Annotated in this window: 15 protein-coding genes and 1 pseudogene; 5 read left to right on the top strand and 11 right to left on the bottom strand. The window is 45.9% G+C overall.

Features of this window, described 5'->3' with window-relative positions; genetic code table 11:
* Positions 1-206: 206 nt before the first annotated feature.
* Both JXR92_RS05835 and JXR92_RS05830 read right to left on the bottom strand, forming a co-directional pair.
* Positions 207-830 (bottom strand): HU family DNA-binding protein, encoded by a 624-nt coding sequence (locus JXR92_RS05835; protein WP_117967131.1) that lies wholly within the window; start codon positions 828-830, stop codon positions 207-209.
* A gap of 3 nt (positions 831-833) precedes the next feature.
* A complete protein-coding gene (locus JXR92_RS05830; RefSeq protein WP_206897530.1) occupies positions 834-980 on the bottom strand; it encodes a hypothetical protein in 147 nt (48 codons plus the stop codon).
* 250 nt (positions 981-1,230) lie between these two features.
* Here JXR92_RS05830 and JXR92_RS05825 point away from each other — a divergent pair, with 250 nt between their 5' ends.
* Positions 1,231-3,321 (top strand): BT4734/BF3469 family protein, encoded by a 2,091-nt coding sequence (locus tag JXR92_RS05825; RefSeq protein WP_206897531.1) that lies wholly within the window; start codon positions 1,231-1,233, stop codon positions 3,319-3,321.
* On the opposite strand, the gene JXR92_RS05820 is transcribed toward JXR92_RS05825, so the two are convergent.
* From JXR92_RS05820 to JXR92_RS05805, 4 genes are all read right to left on the bottom strand, one after another.
* Positions 3,318-3,779 carry a low molecular weight protein-tyrosine-phosphatase gene (locus JXR92_RS05820; protein ID WP_005825832.1) on the bottom strand — a complete coding sequence of 154 codons (462 nt, stop codon included), beginning with the start codon at positions 3,777-3,779 and terminating at the stop codon, positions 3,318-3,320. The two genes, JXR92_RS05825 and JXR92_RS05820, sit on opposite strands and share 4 nt — an antisense overlap.
* 21 nt (positions 3,780-3,800) lie before the next feature.
* Positions 3,801-6,266, bottom strand: coding sequence for a replication restart helicase PriA (gene priA, locus JXR92_RS05815; protein WP_117600986.1), 2,466 nt, complete (start codon positions 6,264-6,266; stop codon positions 3,801-3,803).
* A 462-nt stretch (positions 6,267-6,728) separates the two neighbouring features.
* Positions 6,729-9,758 carry a coiled-coil domain-containing protein gene (locus JXR92_RS05810; RefSeq protein ID WP_138346586.1) on the bottom strand — a complete coding sequence of 1,010 codons (3,030 nt, stop codon included), beginning with the start codon at positions 9,756-9,758 and terminating at the stop codon, positions 6,729-6,731.
* 434 nt (positions 9,759-10,192) lie between these two features.
* Complete coding sequence (locus JXR92_RS05805) at positions 10,193-11,146, bottom strand: tyrosine-type recombinase/integrase (protein ID WP_138346656.1); 954 nt, start codon at positions 11,144-11,146, stop codon at positions 10,193-10,195.
* Between the two features lie 328 nt (positions 11,147-11,474).
* On the opposite strand from JXR92_RS05805, the gene JXR92_RS05800 reads away from it, so the two are divergent.
* Complete coding sequence (locus tag JXR92_RS05800; RefSeq protein WP_005825763.1) at positions 11,475-11,636, top strand: hypothetical protein; 162 nt, start codon at positions 11,475-11,477, stop codon at positions 11,634-11,636.
* A 302-nt stretch (positions 11,637-11,938) separates the two neighbouring features.
* On the opposite strand, the gene JXR92_RS05795 is transcribed toward JXR92_RS05800, so the two are convergent.
* From JXR92_RS05795 to JXR92_RS05785, 3 genes are all read right to left on the bottom strand, one after another.
* A complete protein-coding gene (locus tag JXR92_RS05795; RefSeq protein ID WP_008661937.1) occupies positions 11,939-12,280 on the bottom strand; it encodes a hypothetical protein in 342 nt (113 codons plus the stop codon).
* An 81-nt stretch (positions 12,281-12,361) separates the two neighbouring features.
* Positions 12,362-15,529, bottom strand: a complete 3,168-nt coding sequence (locus JXR92_RS05790; RefSeq protein WP_138346659.1) for a hypothetical protein — start codon at positions 15,527-15,529, stop codon at positions 12,362-12,364.
* Positions 15,530-15,963: 434 nt separating this feature from the next.
* Entirely contained in the window at positions 15,964-16,128 is a 165-nt protein-coding gene (locus tag JXR92_RS05785) for a hypothetical protein (protein ID WP_305764576.1), read from the bottom strand.
* A gap of 314 nt (positions 16,129-16,442) precedes the next feature.
* Here JXR92_RS05785 and JXR92_RS05780 point away from each other — a divergent pair, with 314 nt between their 5' ends.
* Both JXR92_RS05780 and JXR92_RS05775 read left to right on the top strand, forming a co-directional pair.
* Entirely contained in the window at positions 16,443-17,672 is a 1,230-nt protein-coding gene (locus JXR92_RS05780; RefSeq protein WP_011203099.1) for a site-specific integrase, read from the top strand.
* A gap of 19 nt (positions 17,673-17,691) precedes the next feature.
* A complete protein-coding gene (locus JXR92_RS05775; RefSeq protein WP_004311260.1) occupies positions 17,692-18,903 on the top strand; it encodes a site-specific integrase in 1,212 nt (403 codons plus the stop codon).
* Between the two features lie 64 nt (positions 18,904-18,967).
* Here the strand turns inward: JXR92_RS05775 and JXR92_RS05770 are convergent, their stop codons facing one another.
* Both JXR92_RS05770 and JXR92_RS05765 read right to left on the bottom strand, forming a co-directional pair.
* A complete protein-coding gene (locus JXR92_RS05770; RefSeq protein ID WP_004311261.1) occupies positions 18,968-19,261 on the bottom strand; it encodes a helix-turn-helix domain-containing protein in 294 nt (97 codons plus the stop codon).
* A 12-nt stretch (positions 19,262-19,273) separates the two neighbouring features.
* Positions 19,274-19,477 carry a helix-turn-helix domain-containing protein gene (locus tag JXR92_RS05765; RefSeq protein WP_083810220.1) on the bottom strand — a complete coding sequence of 68 codons (204 nt, stop codon included), beginning with the start codon at positions 19,475-19,477 and terminating at the stop codon, positions 19,274-19,276.
* A 661-nt stretch (positions 19,478-20,138) separates the two neighbouring features.
* On the opposite strand from JXR92_RS05765, the pseudogene JXR92_RS05760 reads away from it, so the two are divergent.
* Positions 20,139-23,277: pseudogene (locus JXR92_RS05760) on the top strand (type IIG restriction enzyme/methyltransferase); the annotation flags it as partial.
* Positions 23,278-23,309 lie beyond the last annotated feature (32 nt).

Genomic DNA, 23,309 nt, shown 5'->3' with positions numbered 1-23,309 from the left:
AGGAGGAAAACAATAAAACGTTTTCCTCCTATTTTGATTTTAACAAATCCACTCTGAAATTTATTTTCCATCACTTTGCTTCCACACTTCCACCCACCTCCTGCATCCCCCTATCCATCGGCATTTGAGCTGCTGTGGAAGCAACAAAAAAAGGTGGAAGCAAATTTTGCTTCCACCTACTCAAAACGCTATTGTTTTACCGTAACCTACTCGTCTCTACCATAATACCCCGTGCAAGGTACATAAATCGGTTGGTTCAGTTTTCCTGCATTCTCGAGTTTGCCTTCGCTGCGAAGCAGGCGAATATGAAGCTGTGCCGTAGAGCGCATCATTCCGCAGAGGCTCTGAAAATCACTGCGCGTAAGGAACTGATGCGTAGAGAAGTAGCTCGTCAGCCGCCTGTCAATCTCCTTGTCACTCAGTTTTTGGGAATGCTCATTCAGCCCCAGTGGTTTAGCTTTGATAGCGCCTATCTCATTCTTCAGTACCTGGTCGGCACGAAACTTGATGCCCTTCAGCTTAATCTTGGTGGTTTTACGTTTGGTCGCAGCGGTCACCGGCTCCGTGCTAGTCAGTACGGGATGGAAATAGCCGATACCGTCCAGATGCACCTGCCGCCCCTCGGCAAGGTCTTCCCCCATGACGTGCGACAAGGCATCCAGCACCGCCGAAACATCAGTCTTCGTCAACGAACAGCGTTCCTGAATCCGACGTCTCAGTTCGGCAGTACTGGTAGAGCCGTTCAAGCGGATGCGCGGATGAAGTATCTTTTCTTCCCGCTGTTTGTCTTTAGGTTCCGGGAGCTCATACCAATCGAATAAAATTGCCATAGTTCAATGTCTTTTAAGTTGTTGTACAATACGTTCGCGCCCTATGCGGAATAGGTGCGGGTTACGTACTTCATCCGTAAAAGCTTTGGGGATAGAAACGCCTAACGACCATAAACAGCTCTGCTTACGGTCGTCAAGCGATTGCTTCATGGCCGTAAGCAGAGCTGTTCATGGTCGTTAGGCGTCATCTATTCCCTATACAAAAGTAGACAAACAAAGGGAGAAAAACAAAGGAATGCCTATGTTTTAAAAAAGAAATCCAAAGGTTTCCGATACCACGCTGTATAGTTTGTGGAAGCAGGGATTTATTTAATAATTATTCTACTGAATACTTGTTTTCCGCCTTCTGATATCGTATCTTTACGAGAATTATATTTACTTAAACAAGCTGACAAACAGAATGAAAATTACCTTGATTAGAGCAGAAAAAGAGAGCGGAAAGGAAGCCCTCAGCACCCTGGAAGCGGATGCACTGATTAAAAAACTGAAAACCGAAACCAAAGCCGGACATGTATCGACCCTCCGGGCCATCCTTCCTCAACTGGAGGGTACTTGCGCCCAATACGAACATATAGACAAACTGCCACGCATCTACCCTGCCGTGGAATATAGCCGTACGCAAGAGGGAGAACGGCAGATGAAGAACTATAACGGACTCGTACAACTGGAAGTAAACCGTCTGTCGGGCATTGCCGAAGCGGAATATGTAAAGCGACAAGCCGCCCTGCTGCCACAGACCTTTGCCGCTTTCTGCGGTTCCAGCGGACGGAGTGCCAAGATATGGGTATTGTTTGCCCTGCCCGACGGCACAACGCCGAAGCGGGAGAGCGATGCCGCCTTGTTTCATGCCCACGCCTACCGTATGGCGGTGAAGTGCTACCAGCCCTTACTGCCGTTTGCCATTACATTGAAAGAACCTTCCCTTACACAGAGTTGCCGCATGACTCTGGATGGATATCCTTACTACAATCCTGCCGCTGTGCCTTTCTGCTTGGAACAACCCCTCGGCATGCCCGAGGAAGAGAACTTCCGGCAACGAAAACTCGCAGAAAAGAACCCGCTGTTGCGGCTGCATCCGGACAGTAAAGCCTCGGACACCTTCGCCATACTCTTCGAATCGGCCCTTGACCGTGCATTTCGCGAATTGGACGGCTGGAAACGGGACGAGGATTTACGGATACTGCTGGTGCCTCTGGCCGAACATTGTTTCAAGGCAGGCATCCCCGAAGAGGAAGTAGTCCGCCAGACATTGATGCACTATTACCGGGAAGCGGATGAATTCATTGTTCGTCAAACGATTCATAACCTATATCAAGAGCTTAAAGGCTTCGGGAAAAAGAGCAGTCTGACGCAAGAGCAGGAGAGCGTTTTCCGGCTGGAAGAGTTTATGGGCCGCCGGTATGAGTTCCGCTACAACACCGTTCTGGATGATTTGGAATACCGTCAGCGCGACTCCGTCCATTTCTATTTCAAGCCTGCTGACCAGCGTGCCCGCAGTACGGTCTCCATGAATGCCCTGAAGGAGGGTATCCGCGTATGGGACCGCGACATCAACCGTTTCCTTACTTCAGACCATGTGCCACTCTATAATCCCGTCGAAGAATACCTTTACGATACCGGCCGCTGGGACGGGAAAGACCGCATCCGGGCGTTGGCCGACCTCGTCCCGTGCCACAATCCTCATTGGCGGGAGTTGTTCTACCGCTGGTTCCTAGGCATGGTGGCACACTGGCGTGGAATGGACCGGCAACACGGAAACAATACTTCTCCTCTGCTTGTCGGTTCCCAAGGGTTCCGGAAATCCACCTTTTGCCGCATTTTGCTGCCACCGGAGCTGCGTTTCGGCTATACGGACAGCATTGACTTCAAGAGCAGGCAGGAAGCGGAACGCAGCCTGGGACGCTTTCTGCTCGTCAACATCGACGAGTTCGACCAAATCAACATCAACCAGCAGGGCTTTCTGAAGCATCTGCTGCAGAAACCGGTTGCCAACCTGCGCAAACCCTACGGCAGCACCATCCGGGAGATGCGGCGGTATGCCTCCTTCATCGGCACCAGCAACCAGAAGGACTTGTTGTCAGACCCCAGTGGCAGCCGCCGTTTCATCTGCATTGAGGTCACCGGCCCCATTGATACGAATGTCACCATCAACTACCGCCAGCTCTATGCACAAGCTCTGAATGCCGTAGCCAAAGGTGAGCGCTACTGGCTGGATGATGCCGATGAAGCCATCTTGAAGCGGACGAACCGGGAATTTGAACAGCGCACCCCACTGGAACAACTCTTCCACAGCCATTTCCGTGCGGCAGAAGAGGATGAGGAGGGGCAATGGATGATGCCCATGCAGATTCTTTCCGCCTTGCAGACAAAGACGCGGGACCGTCTGGCAATCAACAAGGTTGCCGTATTCGGGCGGACGCTCAAGAAGCTTGAAATACCGAACAAGAAGTCACGGCAGGGGACACTGTATCATGTAATGCCGCTGGATTAAATGCTCTGCAGTAACCCGGCACAAGCATCCTCCAGAATGTCCAGCACATACTCAAAACCTTCGGAACCGCCGTAGTAGGGGTCCGGTACATGGTCGGCATGGGTAAACTTTGTACAGTATTCCGTCATGCGGTGTATCTTGCTCCATTCGGCGGTTGAAGGGGCGCGGTCTTTCAGGTCGTCGATGTTGCGGTCGTCCATACCGATAATCAGGTCGAAGTTGTAAAAATCCTCGGTACGTACGGGGCGCGAAAGATGCGTCAGATTGTATCCACGGCGGGCAGCATGGGCACGCATCCGGCTGTCCGGCAGTTCGCCCTGGTGATAAGACAGAATGCCTGCAGAATCGATTAAAAACTCATCCGCACGTCCGGCTTCTTCTACCAGATGCTTCATGACTCCCTCTGCCGAGGAGGAACGGCAAATGTTGCCAAGGCAAACGAAAAGTATCTTCTTCATATTTCTATAGTTACGAGTTATTTACATCGGGTCTACATCATAATACACTATCAGCGACTTGAAGCGGTCTTCCGCTACCATCTCCTTTTGCACCTGGACGAGCAATTCGCGGGCACGGGCCATCGGGGCATTGGTTTCTATCTTCAAGACAATCTTTCGGATGAACAGGGTCTGTACGCGTGCTACGGGCGGCTTGTCCGGTCCCAGTACCCGGTTGCCAAAGACGGTGCGGAGCTTGGCGGCCATAGTCTGTGCCATGAGGTCGAGCAGGGTCTCGTTCCGGTTCTTCAGGTAGACATACACCAGGCGGTAGTAGGGCGGGTAGTGGAACATCTGGCGTTCGGCAAGCTGCCCGCCTACCATGGCTTCGTAGTCGTTGGCAATGACTTGCGGGATGATGGGATGGTCGATGCTTTTGGTTTGTAGCACCACCCTGCCGCGCTTGTTCTTCCGTCCGGCGCGTCCGGCAACCTGCGCCATCAGCTGGAAGGCGCGCTCGTAGGCGCGGAAGTCGGGATAGTTCAGCATGGTGTCGGCATTGAGTATGCCCACAATGCTGACGTGGTCGAAGTCCAGACCCTTGGACACCATTTGTGTGCCTATCAGGATGTCCGTCTTGCCTTGCTGGAAATCGGAGATGATGCGCTCGTAAGCGGTACGGGTGCGGGTGGTGTCCAAATCCATACGGGCTACTCGAGCGTCGGGGAAAAGGGCTTTGATGTCATCTTCTATTTTCTCCGTGCCGAAGCCGCGGTTGCGCAGGTCAGTGCCCTCGCAGGCGGGGCAGATGCGGGGCAGTTGGTAGGTGTAGCCACAGTAGTGGCAGGTCAGTTGGTTCAGCCCCTTGTGGTAGGTGAGGCTGACGTCGCAGTTCTTGCACTTGGGTACCCAGCCGCAGGTGTTGCACTCTATCATGGGGGCGAAGCCGCGGCGGTTCTGGAAGAGGATGACTTGTTCTTTCTGTTCCAGCGCTTCGCGGATGTATTGCAGGAGCAATGGAGAGAACGGACCTTTCATCATCTTCTTGCGGTGCAGCTCCTTAATGTCTACGGGGATAATCTCCGGCAGTTGTATCTCTTTATAGCGTTCTTTCAGTTCCACGAGGCCATACTTACCGGATGTGGCATTGTGCCAAGTCTCTACAGAAGGGGTTGCCGTACCCAACAGAGTTTTGGCGCCGTACATGGAGGCGAGTACAATGGCTGCATTGCGAGCATGATAGCGAGGGGCGGGGTCTTGCTGCTTGTAGGTGTTTTCGTGCTCCTCGTCCACAATCACGAGACCGAGGTTGCGGAAAGGAAGGAAGACGGAGGAGCGGACGCCGAGAATAATGTCATAGTCTGCTTCCGACAGCTGCTTCTGCCAGATTTCCACCCGTTCGGCATCGGGGAACTTGGAGTGATAGATGCCCAGTCGGGAGCCGAATACGCGTTGCAGGCGCTCTGTGATTTGTGCAGTGAGAGCTATTTCGGGCAGGAGATAGAGCACTTGCTTTCCTTGCCGGATGGTTTCTTCTATCAGATGAATATAGACTTCGGTCTTGCCGCTTGCCGTGACGCCATGCAGCAGGCAGACGTTCTTGCTTTGAAAATTCTCTAAGATGGAGTGATAAGCGCGTTGCTGGTGCTCGTTCAGCGGGTTGACGGGGATGACTTCTTTGAGGAGTGTTTTGTCTATGCGGCCTATTTCCTGCTGGTAGACTTCGAATACACCACGGTCCACAAGACCGTTGAATACGGCAGGGGTGGCGGAGGTGCGTTGCAGCAGTTCGGCTTTGGAGACTTCTTTTATATCTCGTCCGCTGAGGTAGCCGGAGAGTTCCAGGTACTTCATCAGCAGGTCCAGTTGCTTGGGGGCACGGCGCTGCAACTCGTCGAAGAAGATGTGCAGGCGGTGTTCGTTGCGGGCGGCAGTGGTAAGGCGCACTCGGTTTTCGGTCTTAGGCTTATAGGTACGGCGCAATTCTTCCTTTACGAAGATGGCCTCTTTGTCGAGCAGTGACTTGATGACAGAAAGTATGTTCTTGATGCCGGTCTCTTTCTCCAGTTTCGTCACGCATTGCTCCGGGTCGGCAGAGAGCATATCCAGTATCTTCTGTTCCTTCTCCGGCAGGCGGACGTCGGACTCGAAATCGGGGTTGTACTCTACGATTGTTTCGCTTTCCAGCTTCAGACCGGAGGGTAGGGCGGCTTTGTAGACGTCTCCTTGTGTGCAGAGGTAGTAGTCGGAGAGCCATTCCCAGAACTTGAACTGCCGCGGGAGCAGTATGGGGCGGGCATCCAGCAAGGCGGACACTTCCTTTACTTCGTATTCGGTGGGGGCACAATAGTGCACGTTGCGCACGATGGCTGTATAGTATTTCTTCCGTCCGAATGGCACTACCACCCGGCAACCGGTCTGCACTTCATCCGCCCACTCGTCGGGCAGGGAGTAGGTGAAGCAGCTGTGCAAAGGCAAAGGCAATATGACGTCGGCAAACTTTTTCATCGCGGGGACAAAGATAGTGGAAAGTGGAGGGAGAATGAAATGAACGGGGGCATTTTTTATGCTGAGGAGGGGGAGGAGGCTGTTGTGGATTTGGGATGAAGATAAGGGGGGATATGGGTATTGCAGATTTTATGGGTAGGATGGGGGGAGAAGTATGGGGAAACTGGTGCAAGTGTTTTATAAACTTTGTTCGATGTATTAAAATAAGAATGAGCTAGTTATGGTAAAACTATGGCGTCTTGAATAGGTGGAAGCAAATTTTGCTTCCACTTTTGGGAGTTACTTCCACAGCGGGGTAAATGCCGATGGACAGGGGGATGCAGGAGGTGGGTGGAAGTGTGGAAGCAAAGTAGGGAGAAAAAAGTAGGAGAAAACAATTTTGTTTTCTCCTACCCTCATAAAGTACGGAAGCTTATTTTTTCAGTTAGGCTTCTCTTTCATCAATTACTAAGAATGAAAAAATTATTTCTTAATAACGAAGTATGGATATTCCTCAGGATTTTCGTGTCCGAAGAAGTCTACCATTGTGAACTTCAAGGTTGCAATAACATCAGAAGTCGGTGGATTTTGTCCCAATCTTGAAACAAATACAAATTCTTGAGTAACCGCATCAAATGTTACAGTAAAGTATTCGTCATCCACATTGTTAGAAGCCAAGTGGCATTCTTTGATATTTGCAGCAACAAAAGTAGGCGTGTAATCTATATCACCTTTCTTGAACTTCAGAATATTAGCAAGAGCAATTCTTGTTTCAGAAACGTTATAGATTAAGGATTCCTTAATTGGATTCTTCTTGTCATCAAAGTTCTTCCATTCAGAAGTGAAACCTTCACCACATACAAGTCTCAGTTTGAAGTTCTGGGCAGCCGGGGCTTTTACAGTGTAAGAGTAGTCTGCCGTTTCTGATGAAACATTGCTGTACTTATAGGATACGGTTACATCGTACATCTTTCCTTCTGGTTTATCTGCAAACAGAGCTGCTGCTTTATCCTTGTCATTGTTTACATCGAGATAGAATCCATATCTAGCAGCACTTGCCTTATCAGAGTAGAATACAATCTGCTTTTCTGCGCAAGTGAATGTATAGTTGAAGTCGATGATTGCGTTGGTAGGATCAGAAACGCCATTGAATGCTGTACCCAGATTATGGATAGTAGTATTCCAGTTAGCTTCTGTTACTTCAACAACCTTTGCGCCTTCTTTGTCAAGTTGGTTGGCCTTAGCAGAGAATGCAGCAGGGAATTCTGGCATCTTCTTGGTTATTTCAATGGCAACTTTCTTAACTATTACATTCTTCTTACTATCGGTAAAGTTGAAATACATCTTATAAGTACCATTATCCTTGAACTTATTCAAATTACCCTTCAATGAAATAACTAACTTGCCTTCCTGTCTGTCGAAGTTTTTGACGAAATTTTCATTGTCATTCGGATTATTCTCTATGTCAAATATCAAATTACCTTCCTCATATTCATTATATTTATCTTCAAACAGTTTCAGAAGTTCTTCGTCCAAATCAATCTCAACATCACGTTCGTAATCACCATCAGGAGCATTCCATACCGGTACGTAATCAGCCTTCAACGTAGTAGTCATAGCATCGATGTCGCCTACTGCTACATAGAATGCCTTACCGTCCGGGTCAACCAAAGAACCGTTATTATTTACTGCATATACGCGGAAACCGATAATGTCACCATCAGCCTTCTCTGCATTGATAGACATTTCAATCTTACGGTTTGTCGTAATTGTATTCAGTCCTTCGATATCTGCCTCATAAGAGTTCCATGCCGTGATTTCAGACGGAGCACTTTCTACGGCACGTTGCGCGTCGAGCACTACATAGAAACCATAGATACCACTGATATCCTCATCACTATAACTCAATTCTACGGTAAACTTTTCACCCACTTTTGTAGAGAAGAAAGATTTGCTAGAACCTTCTTTGTCACGGTTATCGCCACCCCTCCAAAGGTCTTGGTCTCTCCATGTGCCATATTTAGTAGTAGCATCAATAGATACATAAGAGCCGTTTTCCTCTATACGGTTTCCGTTTCTATCAACATTCCATTTATAGTCATAGAACAGCTTTTTGCTTGCATCAGCAGTTAAAGTTCCATCTTCAGCATACTGGAAACGGTTACGCAGATCATTCACATCCTTGTCGTTGACCTTGAAATTCAGTTCATACTGCGGTGTATATACAGAACCCAGTGTCAATTCATAACCGGTTGTCACACTACGTTCCACGTCGCCCGGTTTGTCTGTTACTGCTACTGCGTAGAGAATATCCTTCAGTTTCTTCACCGGTTCGTCTTCAGCGTTGCCGCTCTTATAGTCAAACTTTGCAGCTTTCAGCAAATTCTCTTCTGTATAGTTATCCTTGTTCAACTTGAATACGACTTTCCACAGACCATTAGAAGATACACCTCTGGTGGTTACTGTGCCTTTAAACTGCTCCACTTTCTCAACAGTCACCAGTTCATCTAGATTGCCCAGTGCAGAATTGACAAATGAAATCTGTCCTTCGGTCAAGGTGGCATTAGCCGGTGACACACGAATCAATACAGAGTCGCTGATGAATGCTCTTTCACCTTTTTTGAACTCCTTTTGATTAATGATTTCATAAGAATTTGCCTCTACTTCGTCGGAGCTGCCTTTACCAAACACACGGTCTTCTACAGCTTCAGCAGTACGCAAATCCATTATAGAAGGCTCACCTTCAATAATATTGTCAGTTTTGCTGCCGAATGAATAATTCAACAATTCTACATGAGTAACAGCTTTACTGAATGCAGCAGAAATCAAGTCTAATTTAGCGCCTACAACTTCTGTTACTTGTGCTGCAATTTTTGCAGCCATTTCTTCTGTCAGCTCGCCAGCTTGCAATTTTTCCAAATCAGCTTTTAAAGCAGCAATGGCAGCATCGTTGGTTCCTTTATATTCATCCAAAGCGGCAATTTGTGCTTCAATGGCAGCTTTGTTCTTACCAATCTGTTCTGCATTGGCAGCGACATCAGCTTTCAAGGTAGTGATGCTGCTCTGCAAAGCTACATCTGCTGCTGCCAATTTTTCCAATGTTGCTTCAGTAGTAGTTTTGAACTGTTCCAAAGTCTGGATTCTACCTGAAATTTCAGCCAGTTTTTCTTCTATTGCTGCTATACCGGCTTTGTCGGCCTCTTGCAACTCGGCTTTGACTTTTTCCAATTCAGCCTTTGCTGCAGCAATAGCAGCTTCTTGTGCTGCAAGGGCAGCCTTTGAAGCCTCGTCTTTTGCAGCAGCGATTTCACTCTGCAAACCACTTTGTGCAGACTGCAAATTGCTGATTGAGCTCTCTACAGCAGTAATCTTGGCACTCAGACCATTTTGACCGTCGATTTGTTCCTGCAAGTTGTTGATGTCATCATCGTAGTCCTTACAAGACGTAAACGTTCCTGCAGTACCAACCATTAAGGCACTGAACAGGATCACACTTAGAAACTTCTTGTTCATAATTGAAAACTTTAAATTTATAAATTTAAAAAATAAAAAAGTGAATAATCTCTCATTTTATATTCCATTCCTATATCCGTTTTGTTATATGATTTTCCGTTACTTCGCAGGTAATGAAATCTTGTTAATTTCATTAATAATCAGGGAATAAGGAGAAAATAGACCGGTTTTGTTTGGAATAGTAAAAATCTGTTCGTTGGGATATTGGAAAGAGGATTGGAAGTCCAGAAAAGTGACAATGGGAAAGTAATGAAATGAGGCCTTCAAAAAATGGAAGTGTATATTTTCAGCTCAAAAGGTTGAATAACAGCATATTGATAGAACCGATGTGAGCTCCGTAAAGACAACACCATTCCGTTCCTCAAAACTCTGTTTGAAGATTCCGGAAAATGTGCGACAAATCTATTCTATCCTATCAAAAGAAGTAACGTCTTTTACACCGTACACACTCCACTTCTTACAAAAGAAATTACCCTTTGATTGGCCTCGTCAATTTTTCTGTTGCTGAAAGGCTTCAGATAGGTTTCCGTCACCGTGATGGAGGAGTGCCCCATGGCTTCCGATATGATTCCGGGGTGTATCTCGCAATGGTAAGCCATTGTGGCCCAGGTATGTCTCGCCGCATAGGTGCTGAGTGCCGACTGCATTCCCAGACACTGCCTGAGTACTGCCAAACGCTGGTTGAATGCCCTGAGTGCCGACTGGTATTCCCGGTATGCGGCTTCCGTACCTTCCTCGCTCTGCAGGATGGGAAACAGATAGGGGGAGTCGGGGTTCCTGTCCGCCACCATCCTGACCATCTGCATGGCTTCGGGTGTGAGTGACACGGTCAGTGCCCGTCCCGTCTTCCGCCTTCTGTAAGACAGTACATTCCCCTGCAGGTCCCTTTTGTGCAGGTACGCCAGGTCCACAAAGGGTATGCCCCTGAGCATGAACATGAGTACGAAGAAAATCCTTGTTCTCTGCTGTGCGTTTGGGAGCGTTCCTCCTTGCAGGCTCCTTTCCGTCTCCCTTACCAGGCTGCTGATGTCGGATGCCTTGAGCGCCTTCTTCTTGTCTGCCCGTGTGCCGGTATACACATGCTCGAACAGTCTGGGTACATACCGTATGTACTTTCTGTCCACCGCCCGATGATACACTGAGCGTACCGTCTTGATGTAGGTGGACACGGTGTTCCAACTGCAGTTCCTCTGCCTGAGGTAGTTTTCGAACCTCTTCAGTACGGTCGGGCTCAGCTTGCGCATGGGCATTGGTTGCCATTTGGTGAATGCCGAGAATGCATTCATCGCTGATTGGTAGATGTGTGCTGTCCCCCATCTGCCGCCTTCCCGGAGTTCCCCGATGACTGAGGAGAACATCTCTTGTAAGGTAATTTCATTTCTGCTCATTTCCAATTTATTTATAAAGAGTTTATCTTACAAGTATATACAATAAAATGAAGAAAAACAGAAGCTTATAATGTATTTTTCATTTTAGCCAGTCTTTCAGAATGCCCCCAAATATATTTCTTATATTTGCGAAAAAAGTCGCATTGAAAAAAATCGCAATATGAATAATCCATTTAAATTCAGTACCATTGTAGACGGTGAATACTTTACGGATAGAGTATCGGAATAGGGAAGAGTAAGAGAGATACTTGCAAGTGAAAATCGCCTGATATTTATTAGTCCACGACGTTTCGGCAAGACCAGCCTCGTCCAAAAAGTAACGAAAGGATTGTCACGTCCCGTTTTTCAGTTGAACCTGCAGTTGGTAACAGGCACTGCCGACTTTGCCGCACGATTATTGTGGATTATGCTTCAGCAATATCCTATGGAACGTCTGGAGTATCTCATCACTCACTTTCATTTTATTCCCACCATTTCAACCAATCCATGACGGATGGCATAGAAGTTTCATTTCAGCCGTCAATGGATGAAACAGACAAGAAGGTATTGATAGGCTTAGCTGTAGAGATGAGGGTTCCAGTCTTCCTTTTCTACAAGGTGTCGGCATTGATTCTCCAAGTACTGCCTTTAGCAGTTTAAAGCTGCTTGGGCAACAAGATATGTGATACGCAACGAAGAGTATGAACTGGATGCTCCTTTCTTTCTTGTCGATATATACAAAGATGGCTATTTCCGTTTTCCTAAGAAGGAAAATGGAAATAGCCGTTTCTAGTATGGAATATCTAGCTTATATCATTTTGGGTAATTGATTCTTCTGCCCAATACGTCATTGCGCATTTCCCGTTCACTACGATAGAGCTTTCCGTCTTTCAGGAAATAGTAAGCAGGATATCCGGCAAACTCAATTGTAGCATATTCCAAATTATCTGCACTTTTACAGACTTGCCAAGTACCTTCATAAGTCAGCGAGTCGTTAAACTGGATAAGTGTGGTTGAATCCGCTTTAAGTTCAAAGCGTACTCCTTCTTCCGTAAAAAAAGTGCCGCCAAAGGGATGGCTACTGCTTTTTCCGGTACAGGCTACTAACACACAGATACCCATCAAGAGCATTGAAGAGTAAATAAATCTTTTCATCTTCATCTGTTTTTATTTAATCAATAAAGGGTATCCCATTAAGGAATACCCTTTAATATATCAGTATCTAACGATCTTTACTTATCGTGTACCAGGAGTTCCAGAGTTAGGAGCTACAGTAATCTCATAAACATTGATGAGAGTTTTCCACTTATAACCGTATTCAACCGGGATAAACAGCTTATAAGCTTTGTTAACCGGAGTACCGCTATAGTTGTAATAAGTCAAGACTTTTTCTTTGTCACCGTCACCATCGATATCTTTTTCTTCATATCTGATTTCAATGTTTGCAGGCAACTTACCATTTGTATAACCTTCTTCTGGTTCCAAGTTACCGTCAGTCAGTTTCAAGTTAGTCTTGATCTTAGTAACATCCAGAATATTGTCAGAACCAGCCTTCAACGGCCAAACAGCTTCTCTTACTTGATAGAAGTCATACAATGCTTTTGGCAGACCTGTTGTGTTTTCCACAATCTGCTTGTTGTCATTCCAAGAGTAGTAAGTGAATGCACCAGTTACATCAATTGAGCTACCTTCGTTCTTGGCGTCAACGAAGTTGTCGATTTCGCCCTTCTTAACTTGCAACGGCTCAATAATATTTGCTTCGTATTGCTTAACAATGCCTACATTCTTTGCATTATTGCAGAGATCAGCAACCAAGTTGATGGGAACCATCTTACCAACCAATGCCTTAGCAGCTTCTGTCGGTTGATTAGTGAAATCTGTAACAGCATGATCAGGAACAGCTTCTTGCAACTTGATGTTGTACGTCAGCTCGTCTGCGTTCAAAAGGTTAGCCTTGTGATTTACGATTGTTGCTGCTAATTCTCCCTTAATCCACAATTCTGTATCATTGTTTCTCAACTCAGCCTTCACTTCAGTACCATCGTTCCAAATATAAGTATAGTTGGCGATTCTTGCCTTATCGAATACGAATCTTACGCCTTCTTCTGCATAGTAAATGCCGTTAGCATTTTCAGGCATAGTGTGGTCAGGTTGCATCGGACCAAAAGCAGGATAATAGAACTTCGTATTAGCTACATTCTTATCTGTATAATAGATAGCGCCAGCAGCACCTTCAGTAGGTTTCACACCTCTGTCATCCAAGAAACCGTTCAACAAGTCAGTATAGATGTTACATGTCGGGTTAGTACCGTCAACAACATTCCATGCCGGATTAGATTCTTTGGTTCCATAAACGATCGGGTTGATGTTGAATATCTTATATTCCTTTTCACCTTTCCAGTATGTACCCATGTGGCCCCATACATTCAAAGCAGGCATATAGACAGTTCTTGTCATTACAACGGTAATATCAGCATTGATACCCTTAGGATCTTTGTAGATAACAGTCTTCGTGAACGTCTTCTCTTGCTGACCAGGCCAGAACACACCAAGATCTTCTTCGTTTAATGTCCACAAAATATTGTGAGACTCAACGCCTTCTTCCGGATCTTTCAAATCTTCAGCTGTACCAGCTCCCTCACCTACAATGAATTCAGTATAGATAGCATGGAATTCGTTCTTTGTCATACCACCTTCTTTAGCCTTGTCGTAAATCATGGTATTCATCATTTCTGTATCGACAAGGTTCTTAACTGTACAAGAGAACAATACCGGGTTGAACGGAACTGCCAGTTCTTTTCCTTCCATTGTCCATTTAACCTTCAAGTAACGTTGAGCAACCAATGCATTGCCATTTACAGAGTCGATCAATTCTACGCAAACAATAGGCTCACGACCTACGGCTGTTGCAGATCCAGGGATGTCATATACTTTAGCAGACATTTTACCATTCATCGGAGAATCGATTTCTGCAAATTTTTGTTGGTCAGTCTTGTTGTCATTGTCGTTTTCAGGAATATAAGCGGCTTCTGCCAGACGGAAACGGAATGTCAGACCATAGTCCTTGTAGTCTACCAAATCCTCATGTGCGGCATGATCATTGGCTTTGTCACTAACACAAACTTTTACCAATTTCTTTAAATCAAGAGGTTGGTCATAAGCTTGGTAATAGTCAACTAAAGCATTTGCATTTGATTCATACAGACATACTGAGTCATGATAGTGAACATAGAAATCACCGTTTCCATCATTCTGTATTTCGTCTGCGAATTCACCTGTTATGGTTTTTCCAAAATCAGTTCTGCTGTTAGCCAAATACGGCAATTTGATAAGCTCTTCAATACGAGCATATTCAGAGTTTACATAAACGCCATCAATAGTACCAGCTTCAACATCCTTAGCTTCGTCTTCTGTATAGTTTTCTGCAGAAATAGGAGCTTTCAAAGAAGCCATATAGAATTTCTCCTTATTGCCTTCCTTAGTGGTAGAGAGCTGTTGACCTAAGAAATCAGAATGTTTTTTGAATGTAACTTCCAGTACACCTTCCTTGTCAATATTGTGACCTGTAACTTCGATCGGGCTATTGTTTGTAATTGTTGTACCGTCAGCATTCTTTGTCATTATATTTTCAGACTTGATGCAGTCAAATGACGGAGTCAGGATATCTTGAGTACGAACACCTACACTCGGGCTTACATGGAAATAAGCCTTATTCTTCTCAGTAGCGATGTAACGGGCTGTACCGGCATCTTTGTGGTCTAACACAGGACGGTTAGTGTGGCCCGAAGGATCAGACGTATGTGTAGGCATTGCCTCATACTTCTGAGGAGTATACTGCAAAGTGGTAAAAGTCATAGCAGCAATACCGTTGATATGCTGAGTCGGGATCAGAGCTAGACTAGTCAGACGGTGTCCAATCAATTTAACCACCTCAGCGGTCAGGGCATCAACCTTTGCAGCCAAAGCTTGTAATTTTTCGTCTGTAACGAAGCCTCCTTCAAGCTCTTTCTTTAAATCTGCAATTTTCTTGTCCACAGTCTCCAATGAGGCCATTTTGTCAATTTGCTTCTGCAAGTCTGCCTGCGCTTTCTCCAGAGCGGCTTTTAAGGCTGCAATTTCTTCAGAAGAAGATCCACCTTGTCCTGCTTTGTCCAATGCTTCTTTAGCTTTGTCCAGTGCTTCTTGTGCTGCTGTTTTAGCATTAGAAGCTTCAGTTTTGGCTTCAGCGATAGAAGTCTCCAAAGCACTTACTTTAGAGTTCAATTCATCAAGTGAAGCTTTCTTGTCCAGTTGTCCCTGCAAGTCCTTGATGTCATCATCATAGTCCTTACAAGACGTGAACGTTCCTGCAGTACCAGTCATTAAGGCACTGAACAGGATCACACTTAGAAACTTTTTGTTCATAATTGAAAACTTTAAATTTATAAATTTAAAAAAATAAAAAGTGAATAATCTCGCATATTTGGTATTACTTTCTCTTATTTTTTTGTTAAAATTTTCCGTTACTTCGCAGGTAATGAAATCTTGTTAATTTCATTAATAATCAGGGAATAAGGAGGGAATAGGCTGATTTTGTTCAGAATAGTAAAAATCAGTCCGTTAGGATATTGGAAAGATAATATATAGTCTTAATCCCCAACATCATAGAAAAGCTACAATAGAAATTATGAAGTGAAAAAGTGCCTAATTTTCAATCAAAGCTTCTATCTTTCAGTTTATTGCTTACGTTGGGAATTTTTTTGTAAAGTCGATATCAATCCGTTCCTCAAAACTTTGTTTGAAGATTATAAAAAAGAAACAACAAGTTTGCTCTACTTCCTCAAAAGAAGTAATCTCTTTTATACTGGATATCCTTCGTTTTTTACAAAAGAAATTACCTTCTGATTGGCTTCGTCAATCTTTCTGTTGCTGAAAGGCTTCAGATAGGTTTCCGTCACTGTGATGGAGGAGTGCCCCATGGCTTCTGATATGATTCCGGGATGTATCTCGCAGTGGTAAGCCATGGTGGCCCAAGTATGTCTCGCGGCATAAGTAATATTTAGAAATGCAATAAAAAACAGAATGACGATAATTAAACGTAAAACGTTTATAATTAAGCATTTTGCGAGAATTGCAGAACAGACAGACCTGCAAAAGAAAACAAAATATTGCGACGTTTCAGTTACCAGACTGTTAGCCGCCTGTTTCGGAAACGACGGCAGGTAACCGAATTTTTACCGATAAGAACAAAGCGGATTTGTATTCACTGTTTCTCAATGTTTTGCATGCCAAAGGACGCTTTTCAAAGGAGTATTTTTACAACCTAAAAAAGAGCGTTATGAAAGTGGAAAAATTCAAGGTGCTGCTCTACCTGAAAAAGAGCGAGCCGGACAAGACCGGCAAAGCCCCGATCATGGGACGGATCACCCTCAACCGCACGATGGCGCAGTTCAGCTGCAAGCTCTCCTGCACCCCCGGGCTGTGGAACGCGCGTGAGAGCCGGCTGAACGGCAAGAGCCGGGAAGCGGTGGAGACCAATGAAAAAATAGAAAGACTGCTGCTTGCCGTACACTCGGCCTTCAATTCCCTCATGGAAAGAAAAAGGGATTTTGATGCCGCCGCGGTCAGGGACATGTTCCAGGGCAATGCGGGCATGCAGATGACCCTGCTCAAACTTCTCGACCGGCATAACGGGGAAATGAAGGCCCGTGTCGGTGTGGACCGTGCGCCCACCACACTCTCGACCTACCTCTTCACCTACCGCACGCTTTCCGAATTCATCAAGGCGAAATTCAAGGTTCCGGACCTTGTCTTCGGGCAGCTCAACGAGCAGTTCATCCGCGACTATCAGGATTTCATCCTTCTGGAAAAGGGATATGCCGTGGACACGCTTCGCGGCTACCTGGCCATCTTGAAAAAGATCTGCCGCATCGCCTACAAGGAGGGCCACTCGGAGAAATACCATTTCTGCCACTTCAAGCTGCCCAAGCAGAAGGAGACAACACCGAAAGCACTCAGCCGTGAGAATCTCGAGAAGCTGCGTGATCTGGAGATACCGGAAAAACGCAGGTCACATGTCATCACCCGGGACCTCTTCCTCTTCGCCTGTTACACCGGCACCGCCTATGCCGATGCGGTAAGCATCACCCGGAAGAACCTCTTCCGGGATGACGAGGGCAGCCTCTGGCTGAAATACCAGCGAAAGAAAACCGACTACCTCGGACGTGTCAAGCTGCTTCCGGAAGCCGTCGCGTTGATTGAGAAATACCGGGACGATACCCGCGAAACTCTTTTCCCGCCGCAGGACTACCACACGCTCAGGGCCAATATGAAATCCCTGCGCCTGATGGCAGGGCTGAGCCAGGACCTTGTCTACCACATGGGACGGCATTCTTTCGCCTCGCTGGTCACGCTCGAGGAGGGAGTGCCGATAGAGACCATCTGCAAAATGCTGGGACACTCCAACATAAAGACCACCCAGATATACGCGCGCGTAACCCCGAAGAAGCTGTTCGAGGACATGGACAGGTTCGTCGAGGCAACCCGCGATTTGAAACTTATCCTTTAATCCCTAAACAATCATTATCATGCGCAGTACATTCAAGCTCTTATTCTACATCAACCGTAACAAGGTGAAATCGGACGGCACGACCGCCGTCCTCTGCCGGATCAGCATCGACGGAAAGAAATCGGCAGTCACGACAGGCGTCTATTGCAAACCCGGGGACTGGGACAGCAAGAAGTGTGAAATCAAAACAGCCAGGGAGAACAACCGCCTTGCCGCCTTCCGCAGCCGGTTGGAAGAGGCGTACGGGAACCTGTTGAGGAACCAGGGAGTGGTCACGGCCGAACTGCTCAAGACCACCGTGTCAGGCGCCAATTCCGTACCGGAATACCTCCTGCAGGCCGGAGAGGTGGAACGCGAACGGCTCAGGGTCCGCTCCAAGGAGATCAACTCCACTTCCACCTACCGCCAGTCGAAGACCACCCAGCTCAACCTCAGGCAGTTCATCGAATCCCGCGGGATGAAGGACATCGCCTTTTCGGACATCACCGAGGAGTTCGCCGAATCGTTCAAGGTCTTTCTCAAGAAGGAGCTGGGACACAGGAACGGACACGTGAACCACTGCCTGTGCTGGCTCAACCGGCTCATCTACATCGCCGTGGACCGGGAAATACTAAGAGCCAATCCGATAGAGGACGTGGCATACGAGAGGAAAGAAACACCTAAACTAAGGCATATCAGCCGCAGTGAACTGAAGCGGATGATGGAAACCCCGCTGCCCGACCCGATGATGGAGCTGGCACGCAGGACGTTCATCTTCTCCTCGCTGACCGGTCTGGCCTACGCGGATACGAGGGCTCTCCATCCCCGTCACATCGGAACGACTTCGGAAGGAAGAAGGTATATCCGCATCCGCCGCGCCAAAACGGACGTGGAGGCGTTCATCCCGCTGCATCCCATAGCCGGACAGATACTGGAGCTTTACAACACCACGGATGACGACAGGCCGGTATTCCCGCTGCCGGTCCGCGACGTCCTCTGGTATGAGGTACATGGAATGGGCGTGGCATTAGGCATGAAAGAGAACCTGTCCTACCACATGGCCCGGCATTCGTTCGGGACCCTGACACTGACCGCAGGTATTCCGATAGAGAGCATCGCCAGGATGATGGGCCATACGAACATCGACAGCACGCAGGTCTACGCCCAGGTCACCGACCGGAAGATATCCTCGGACATGAACCGGCTGATGGAAAGAAGAAAGCCCGCGGCCGGCAAGGAAGCCGCAGGCTAAATAAAAACTGCCGCCGGAATCGTAAATGCAATTCCGGCGACAATCCTTAAACTTAAATACGATATTATACCAATGCAGGGTGATAGTTCTCCTCCAGCAGCCTCTCGATGTCCGACTGCCTGTACAGGATCTTCCCGCCAAGCTGGATATAGGGAATCCGTCCTTGGTCCCTGTAATCCTGCAGGCACCTGCGGCTGATCTTCAACATCCCGGAAAGCTCCCTGTCGGTCAGGAACCGTTCCCCGTTGAAGGGAGGACGGTTGTCACGGGCAAGACGTTCCACTTTTTTCTCCATGTCGTCCAGCAGGGCAAAGAACCTGCGGACACGTTCGTTCTCCTTGTCGATAATGCCTTCCATCTCTTCCGCTCTTTAAAGGTTTCCGTTCTTCCTTCTTTCTCTCACCTCCTTCTCCTTGCGTCTGATGCCGACGTAGGCCATCAGCTTCTCCACATCCCCGGGCTTGTAATAGAACTTGCGCTGGAGGCGGGTGAACGCCAGCCGTCCGGTATCGCGGAGAGTCTGCAGGGTACGCGGCGAGATGTCAAGGCGCAGGCAGACATCCTGGCCGTCCAGTCACTCTCCGGGTTCCTTACAGCGGTTTCTCTCATACAATCTGTCCACACGTGCGGACAGGTTCTCGGCGCGCGCCAGCATCCTCTCAAGGACACCGGCCTCGATGTAGCATATTTCCATATTTTCAACTCGTTTAAATATCAGTGCGAATATAAGGGAAGAAACCATGAGAGGCAAGCACGACCGGCACACTGGCAGGAATAGTCATGGATAGTCGGTTTTTGTCATATGGGAAGGAAAAAGAAAGCCGAAGCAGGTCTGGAGCCACTACCCCCTTTGGGTATGTGAAAGGAACGTTGTGGTGAAAGAAAAAACTCCTTTTCACACATGGATGAGGCAATGCCGGAAGTCCGGCAATAAAAAATGTGGCTTCTCTATCCGGGTAAATGCCATGATTACAGACTTCTTCCTGTTCCTATACCATCAGGTCGGTTACCTTCAGGTTAACAACTTATCCAACCTGTGATAGATCCGGATGTGAAAAGATTACTTTGGCTGGCTATTACAATATAATAAGTAGAATCATGTCAAATCTACTGCTGCTATTGTTTGTTGATAATGGCTGGCAGTAGAACAAACTTTCGTTAAACCAATACGTTCATTCTTTATTATCAAGTTTTTAGACTACCTTTGTATTTTATTAACTCATTTACCAAACATTATGGGACTACTCAAACCGAATCAAGTTTTGAACAAAGCATATAGACAGGTTGCGATTGAAACAACAGATTTTGACTTATTCAAAAATGCCCTTCGCACATTGAGAGACAATATTGTGGATGGGCAAAGAGAACACACGCAAAAAGAACATTTACGTAATTTTCTGAGTGAAACGTTCTACAAGCCATACTACATGGCTCCCGAAGAAGATATTGATTTGGCTATCCGATTGGATAAAACTATCAAGTCCAATATAGGGTTATTGATTGAAGTAAAGAGTACCACCAACAAAGGTGAGATGATTTCTAATGACAATCTTAATCGTAAGGCTTTGCAGGAATTATTGCTATACTATCTTAAAGAACGTGTCAATAAGAAGAACAATGATATTAAATATCTCATCGCTACTAATATTCATGAATTCTTTATTTTTGATGCCCATGAGTTTGAACGCAAATTCTATCAGAACAAACAATTACGTCGTGAGTTTCAAGACTTTGTGGATGGACGCAAAACCAGTAACAAAACCGATTTCTTCTATACTGAAATTGCAACAACCTATATTGAGGAGGTGAAAGATAGCCTTGAATACACTTACTTCAACTTACAAGACTATCAACACCTGCTTGATAGAACAGACGGTAGCGCTTCACGCAAACTTATCGAACTTTATAAGATATTCAGCGATACACATCTTTTGAAGCTATCGTTCCAAAATGACAGCAATTCGCTCAACCGTGGATTCTACACTGAGCTGCTACACATTATTGGTATTGAGGAACGCAAAGAGAATAATAAAACCGTGATTGTACGCAAAGCTGTGGAACGGCGTGACGAGGCTTCATTACTAGAGAATACTATTAACCAACTGGATGCAGAAGATTGTTTGCGTCACATAAATGGTAGTTTGTATGGGAATGATTATGAGGAACGGTTATTCAATGTTGCAATGGAATTGTGTATTACTTGGATGAATCGTATCCTTTTCTTGAAACTGTTGGAGGCTCAGATGTTGAAATACCACAATGGAGATGCAATCTATAAATTTCTTTCAATAACTAAGATTCATGACTATGATGATCTCAACACACTCTTTTTCCAAGTGCTTGCACGTGACATGGGCAGCCGCACACACTCCATTATGCGTGATTTTGCTTACGTTCCCTATCTTAACAGTTCTCTTTTCGAGGTGACAGATTTGGAAAGTAAAACAATTAAGATAAACAGCCTTTCACAACGTACGGTACTTCCTGTCTTGGCGAGTAGCGTATTACGAAATAAAAAACGCAATCTACAAGTCAACGCATTACCCACCCTGCAATATTTGTTTGCTTTTCTCGACGCTTATAACTTTGCGAGCGAAGGCAGTGAAGAAGTGCAAGAAGAGGCTAAAACACTCATCAATGCTTCTGTTTTAGGGCTTATATTCGAGAAAATAAATGGTCACAAGGATGGTTCAGTATTCACTCCAGGCTTTATCACTATGTTCATGTGCCGTGAAGCAATCACCAAGACCGTGTTGCAAAAGTTTAATGGTTATTATGGCTGGAATTGTACCACCCGTATAGAACTATACAACCATATTGACAATATAGTCGAAGCTAATGAACTAATTAACAGTTTGCGACTGTGTGATCCAGCTGTTGGTTCGGGTCACTTTCTTGTGTCTGCTCTCAATGAACTGATACTCTTGAAATACGAATTAGGTATTTTGGTAGATGCTACCGGTAAGCGTATCCGCAAAGCGGACTATCAACTTGCCATTGAAAATGACGAGCTGATTGTTACCGATACCGAAGGTAATTTATTTGCTTACAACCCACTCAATGCGGAAAGTCGCCGCATGCAGGAAACTCTTTTCAAGGAGAAGCGTCAAATCATTGAGAACTGTTTATTTGGCGTTGATATTAACCCCAACTCTGTGAAGATTTGCCGCCTACGACTGTGGATTGAATTGTTGAAGAATGCTTACTATACGGCTGAAAGTAATTACACTTATTTAGAAACCTTACCAAATATCGACATTAACATCAAATGTGGAAATTCTTTGCTTCACCGATTCGCTTTGACAGACAGTATTCAGACCGTACTGCGAGAGTCTAGTATCAGCATCAGCCAATATAAGGAGGCTGTAGCTAAATATAAAAATGCCCAAAGTAAAAGCGAAAAGCAGGATTTGGAAACGTTTATAACAGAAATCAAGTCGAAACTGAAAACAGAGATCAACCGCCGGGATGCACGATTGGTTAGATTGAACAAACGCCGCTCTGAGTTGGCAAACTTACAAGCGCCTCAACTGTTTGAACCGACAAAAAAGGAAAAGAAAGCGTCGGACAAGCGCATTGCCGATTTAAAGAAAGAAATTGCGACTTTAGAAAATATATTTGAGGAAATACGCTCCAACAAAATTTATCTTGGTGCATTCGAATGGCGTATAGAGTTTCCAGAAGTACTCGATGCCGAAGGCAACTTCTTGGGATTTGACTGTATCATTGGCAATCCACCTTACATTCAGTTACAATCTATGGGTAAGAGTGCCGATGTATTAGAATGCATGGGTTACATAACTTATGCACGCACTGGTGATATTTACTGCCTCTTCTATGAGTTGGGTATGAACCTGCTTACTCCCAATGGTTTTCTTTGCTATATCACGTCTAATAAATGGATGCGTGCAGGGTATGGTGAAGCCTTGCGAGGTTATTTCGCAAGCAAGACCAATCCTATTATGTTGGTAGATTTTGCAGGTATAAAAATATTCGATGCAATAACGGTAGAAGCAAATATTCTTTTATCTCAAAAAGCAGCAAATATTTTTAACACACAAGCTTGTTTGGTACAAGATTCGAATGGCTTGAATAATTTGAGCGATTTCGTGCAGCAACAAGGCGTGAAGTGTAACTTTGCAGATTCTATCCCGTGGGTGATATTGTCTCCCATTGAACAAAGTATCAGGCGTAAGATTGAATCTATTGGTACACCACTCAAAGATTGGGATATAAACATTTATCGTGGAGTCCTTACCGGGTATAACGATGCGTTTATCATATCTACCGAAAAGCGTGATGAGATATTGGCGAATTGCCAGACAGAAGGCGAGCGTGTTCGGACGGCTGAACTTATACGACCCAATACTTGGCCCCCCAACGTTGCATAGCATACCACTCATATC

The sequence above is a fragment of the Bacteroides parvus genome, assembly GCF_017309675.2.
GTDB classification, from domain to species: domain Bacteria; phylum Bacteroidota; class Bacteroidia; order Bacteroidales; family Bacteroidaceae; genus Bacteroides; species Bacteroides uniformis.
The sequence above is the reverse complement of the archived record's forward strand: the minus strand, read 5'-3'. Positions and strand labels throughout refer to the sequence as shown.

Bases quoted from the DNA above. Each gene is read 5' to 3' on its own strand.
- JXR92_RS05825 (WP_206897531.1), top strand. From the start codon at position 1,231: ATGAAAATTACCTTGATTAGAGCAGAAAAAGAGAGCGGAAAGGAAGCC.
- JXR92_RS05835 (WP_117967131.1), bottom strand. From the start codon at position 830: ATGGCAATTTTATTCGATTGGTATGAGCTCCCGGAACCTAAAGACAAA.
- JXR92_RS05830 (WP_206897530.1), bottom strand. From the start codon at position 980: ATGAAGCAATCGCTTGACGACCGTAAGCAGAGCTGTTTATGGTCGTTA.
- JXR92_RS05785 (WP_305764576.1), bottom strand. From the start codon at position 16,128: ATGGCTTACCACTGCGAGATACATCCCGGAATCATATCAGAAGCCATG.
- JXR92_RS05775 (WP_004311260.1), top strand. From the start codon at position 17,692: ATGCGCAGTACATTCAAGCTCTTATTCTACATCAACCGTAACAAGGTG.
- JXR92_RS05795 (WP_008661937.1), bottom strand. From the start codon at position 12,280: ATGAAAAGATTTATTTACTCTTCAATGCTCTTGATGGGTATCTGTGTG.
- JXR92_RS05790 (WP_138346659.1), bottom strand. From the start codon at position 15,529: ATGAACAAAAAGTTTCTAAGTGTGATCCTGTTCAGTGCCTTAATGACT.
- JXR92_RS05810 (WP_138346586.1), bottom strand. From the start codon at position 9,758: ATGAACAAGAAGTTTCTAAGTGTGATCCTGTTCAGTGCCTTAATGGTT.
- JXR92_RS05820 (WP_005825832.1), bottom strand. From the start codon at position 3,779: ATGAAGAAGATACTTTTCGTTTGCCTTGGCAACATTTGCCGTTCCTCC.
- JXR92_RS05780 (WP_011203099.1), top strand. From the start codon at position 16,443: ATGAAAGTGGAAAAATTCAAGGTGCTGCTCTACCTGAAAAAGAGCGAG.
- priA (WP_117600986.1), bottom strand. From the start codon at position 6,266: ATGAAAAAGTTTGCCGACGTCATATTGCCTTTGCCTTTGCACAGCTGC.
- JXR92_RS05805 (WP_138346656.1), bottom strand. From the start codon at position 11,146: ATGAGCAGAAATGAAATTACCTTACAAGAGATGTTCTCCTCAGTCATC.
- JXR92_RS05770 (WP_004311261.1), bottom strand. From the start codon at position 19,261: ATGGAAGGCATTATCGACAAGGAGAACGAACGTGTCCGCAGGTTCTTT.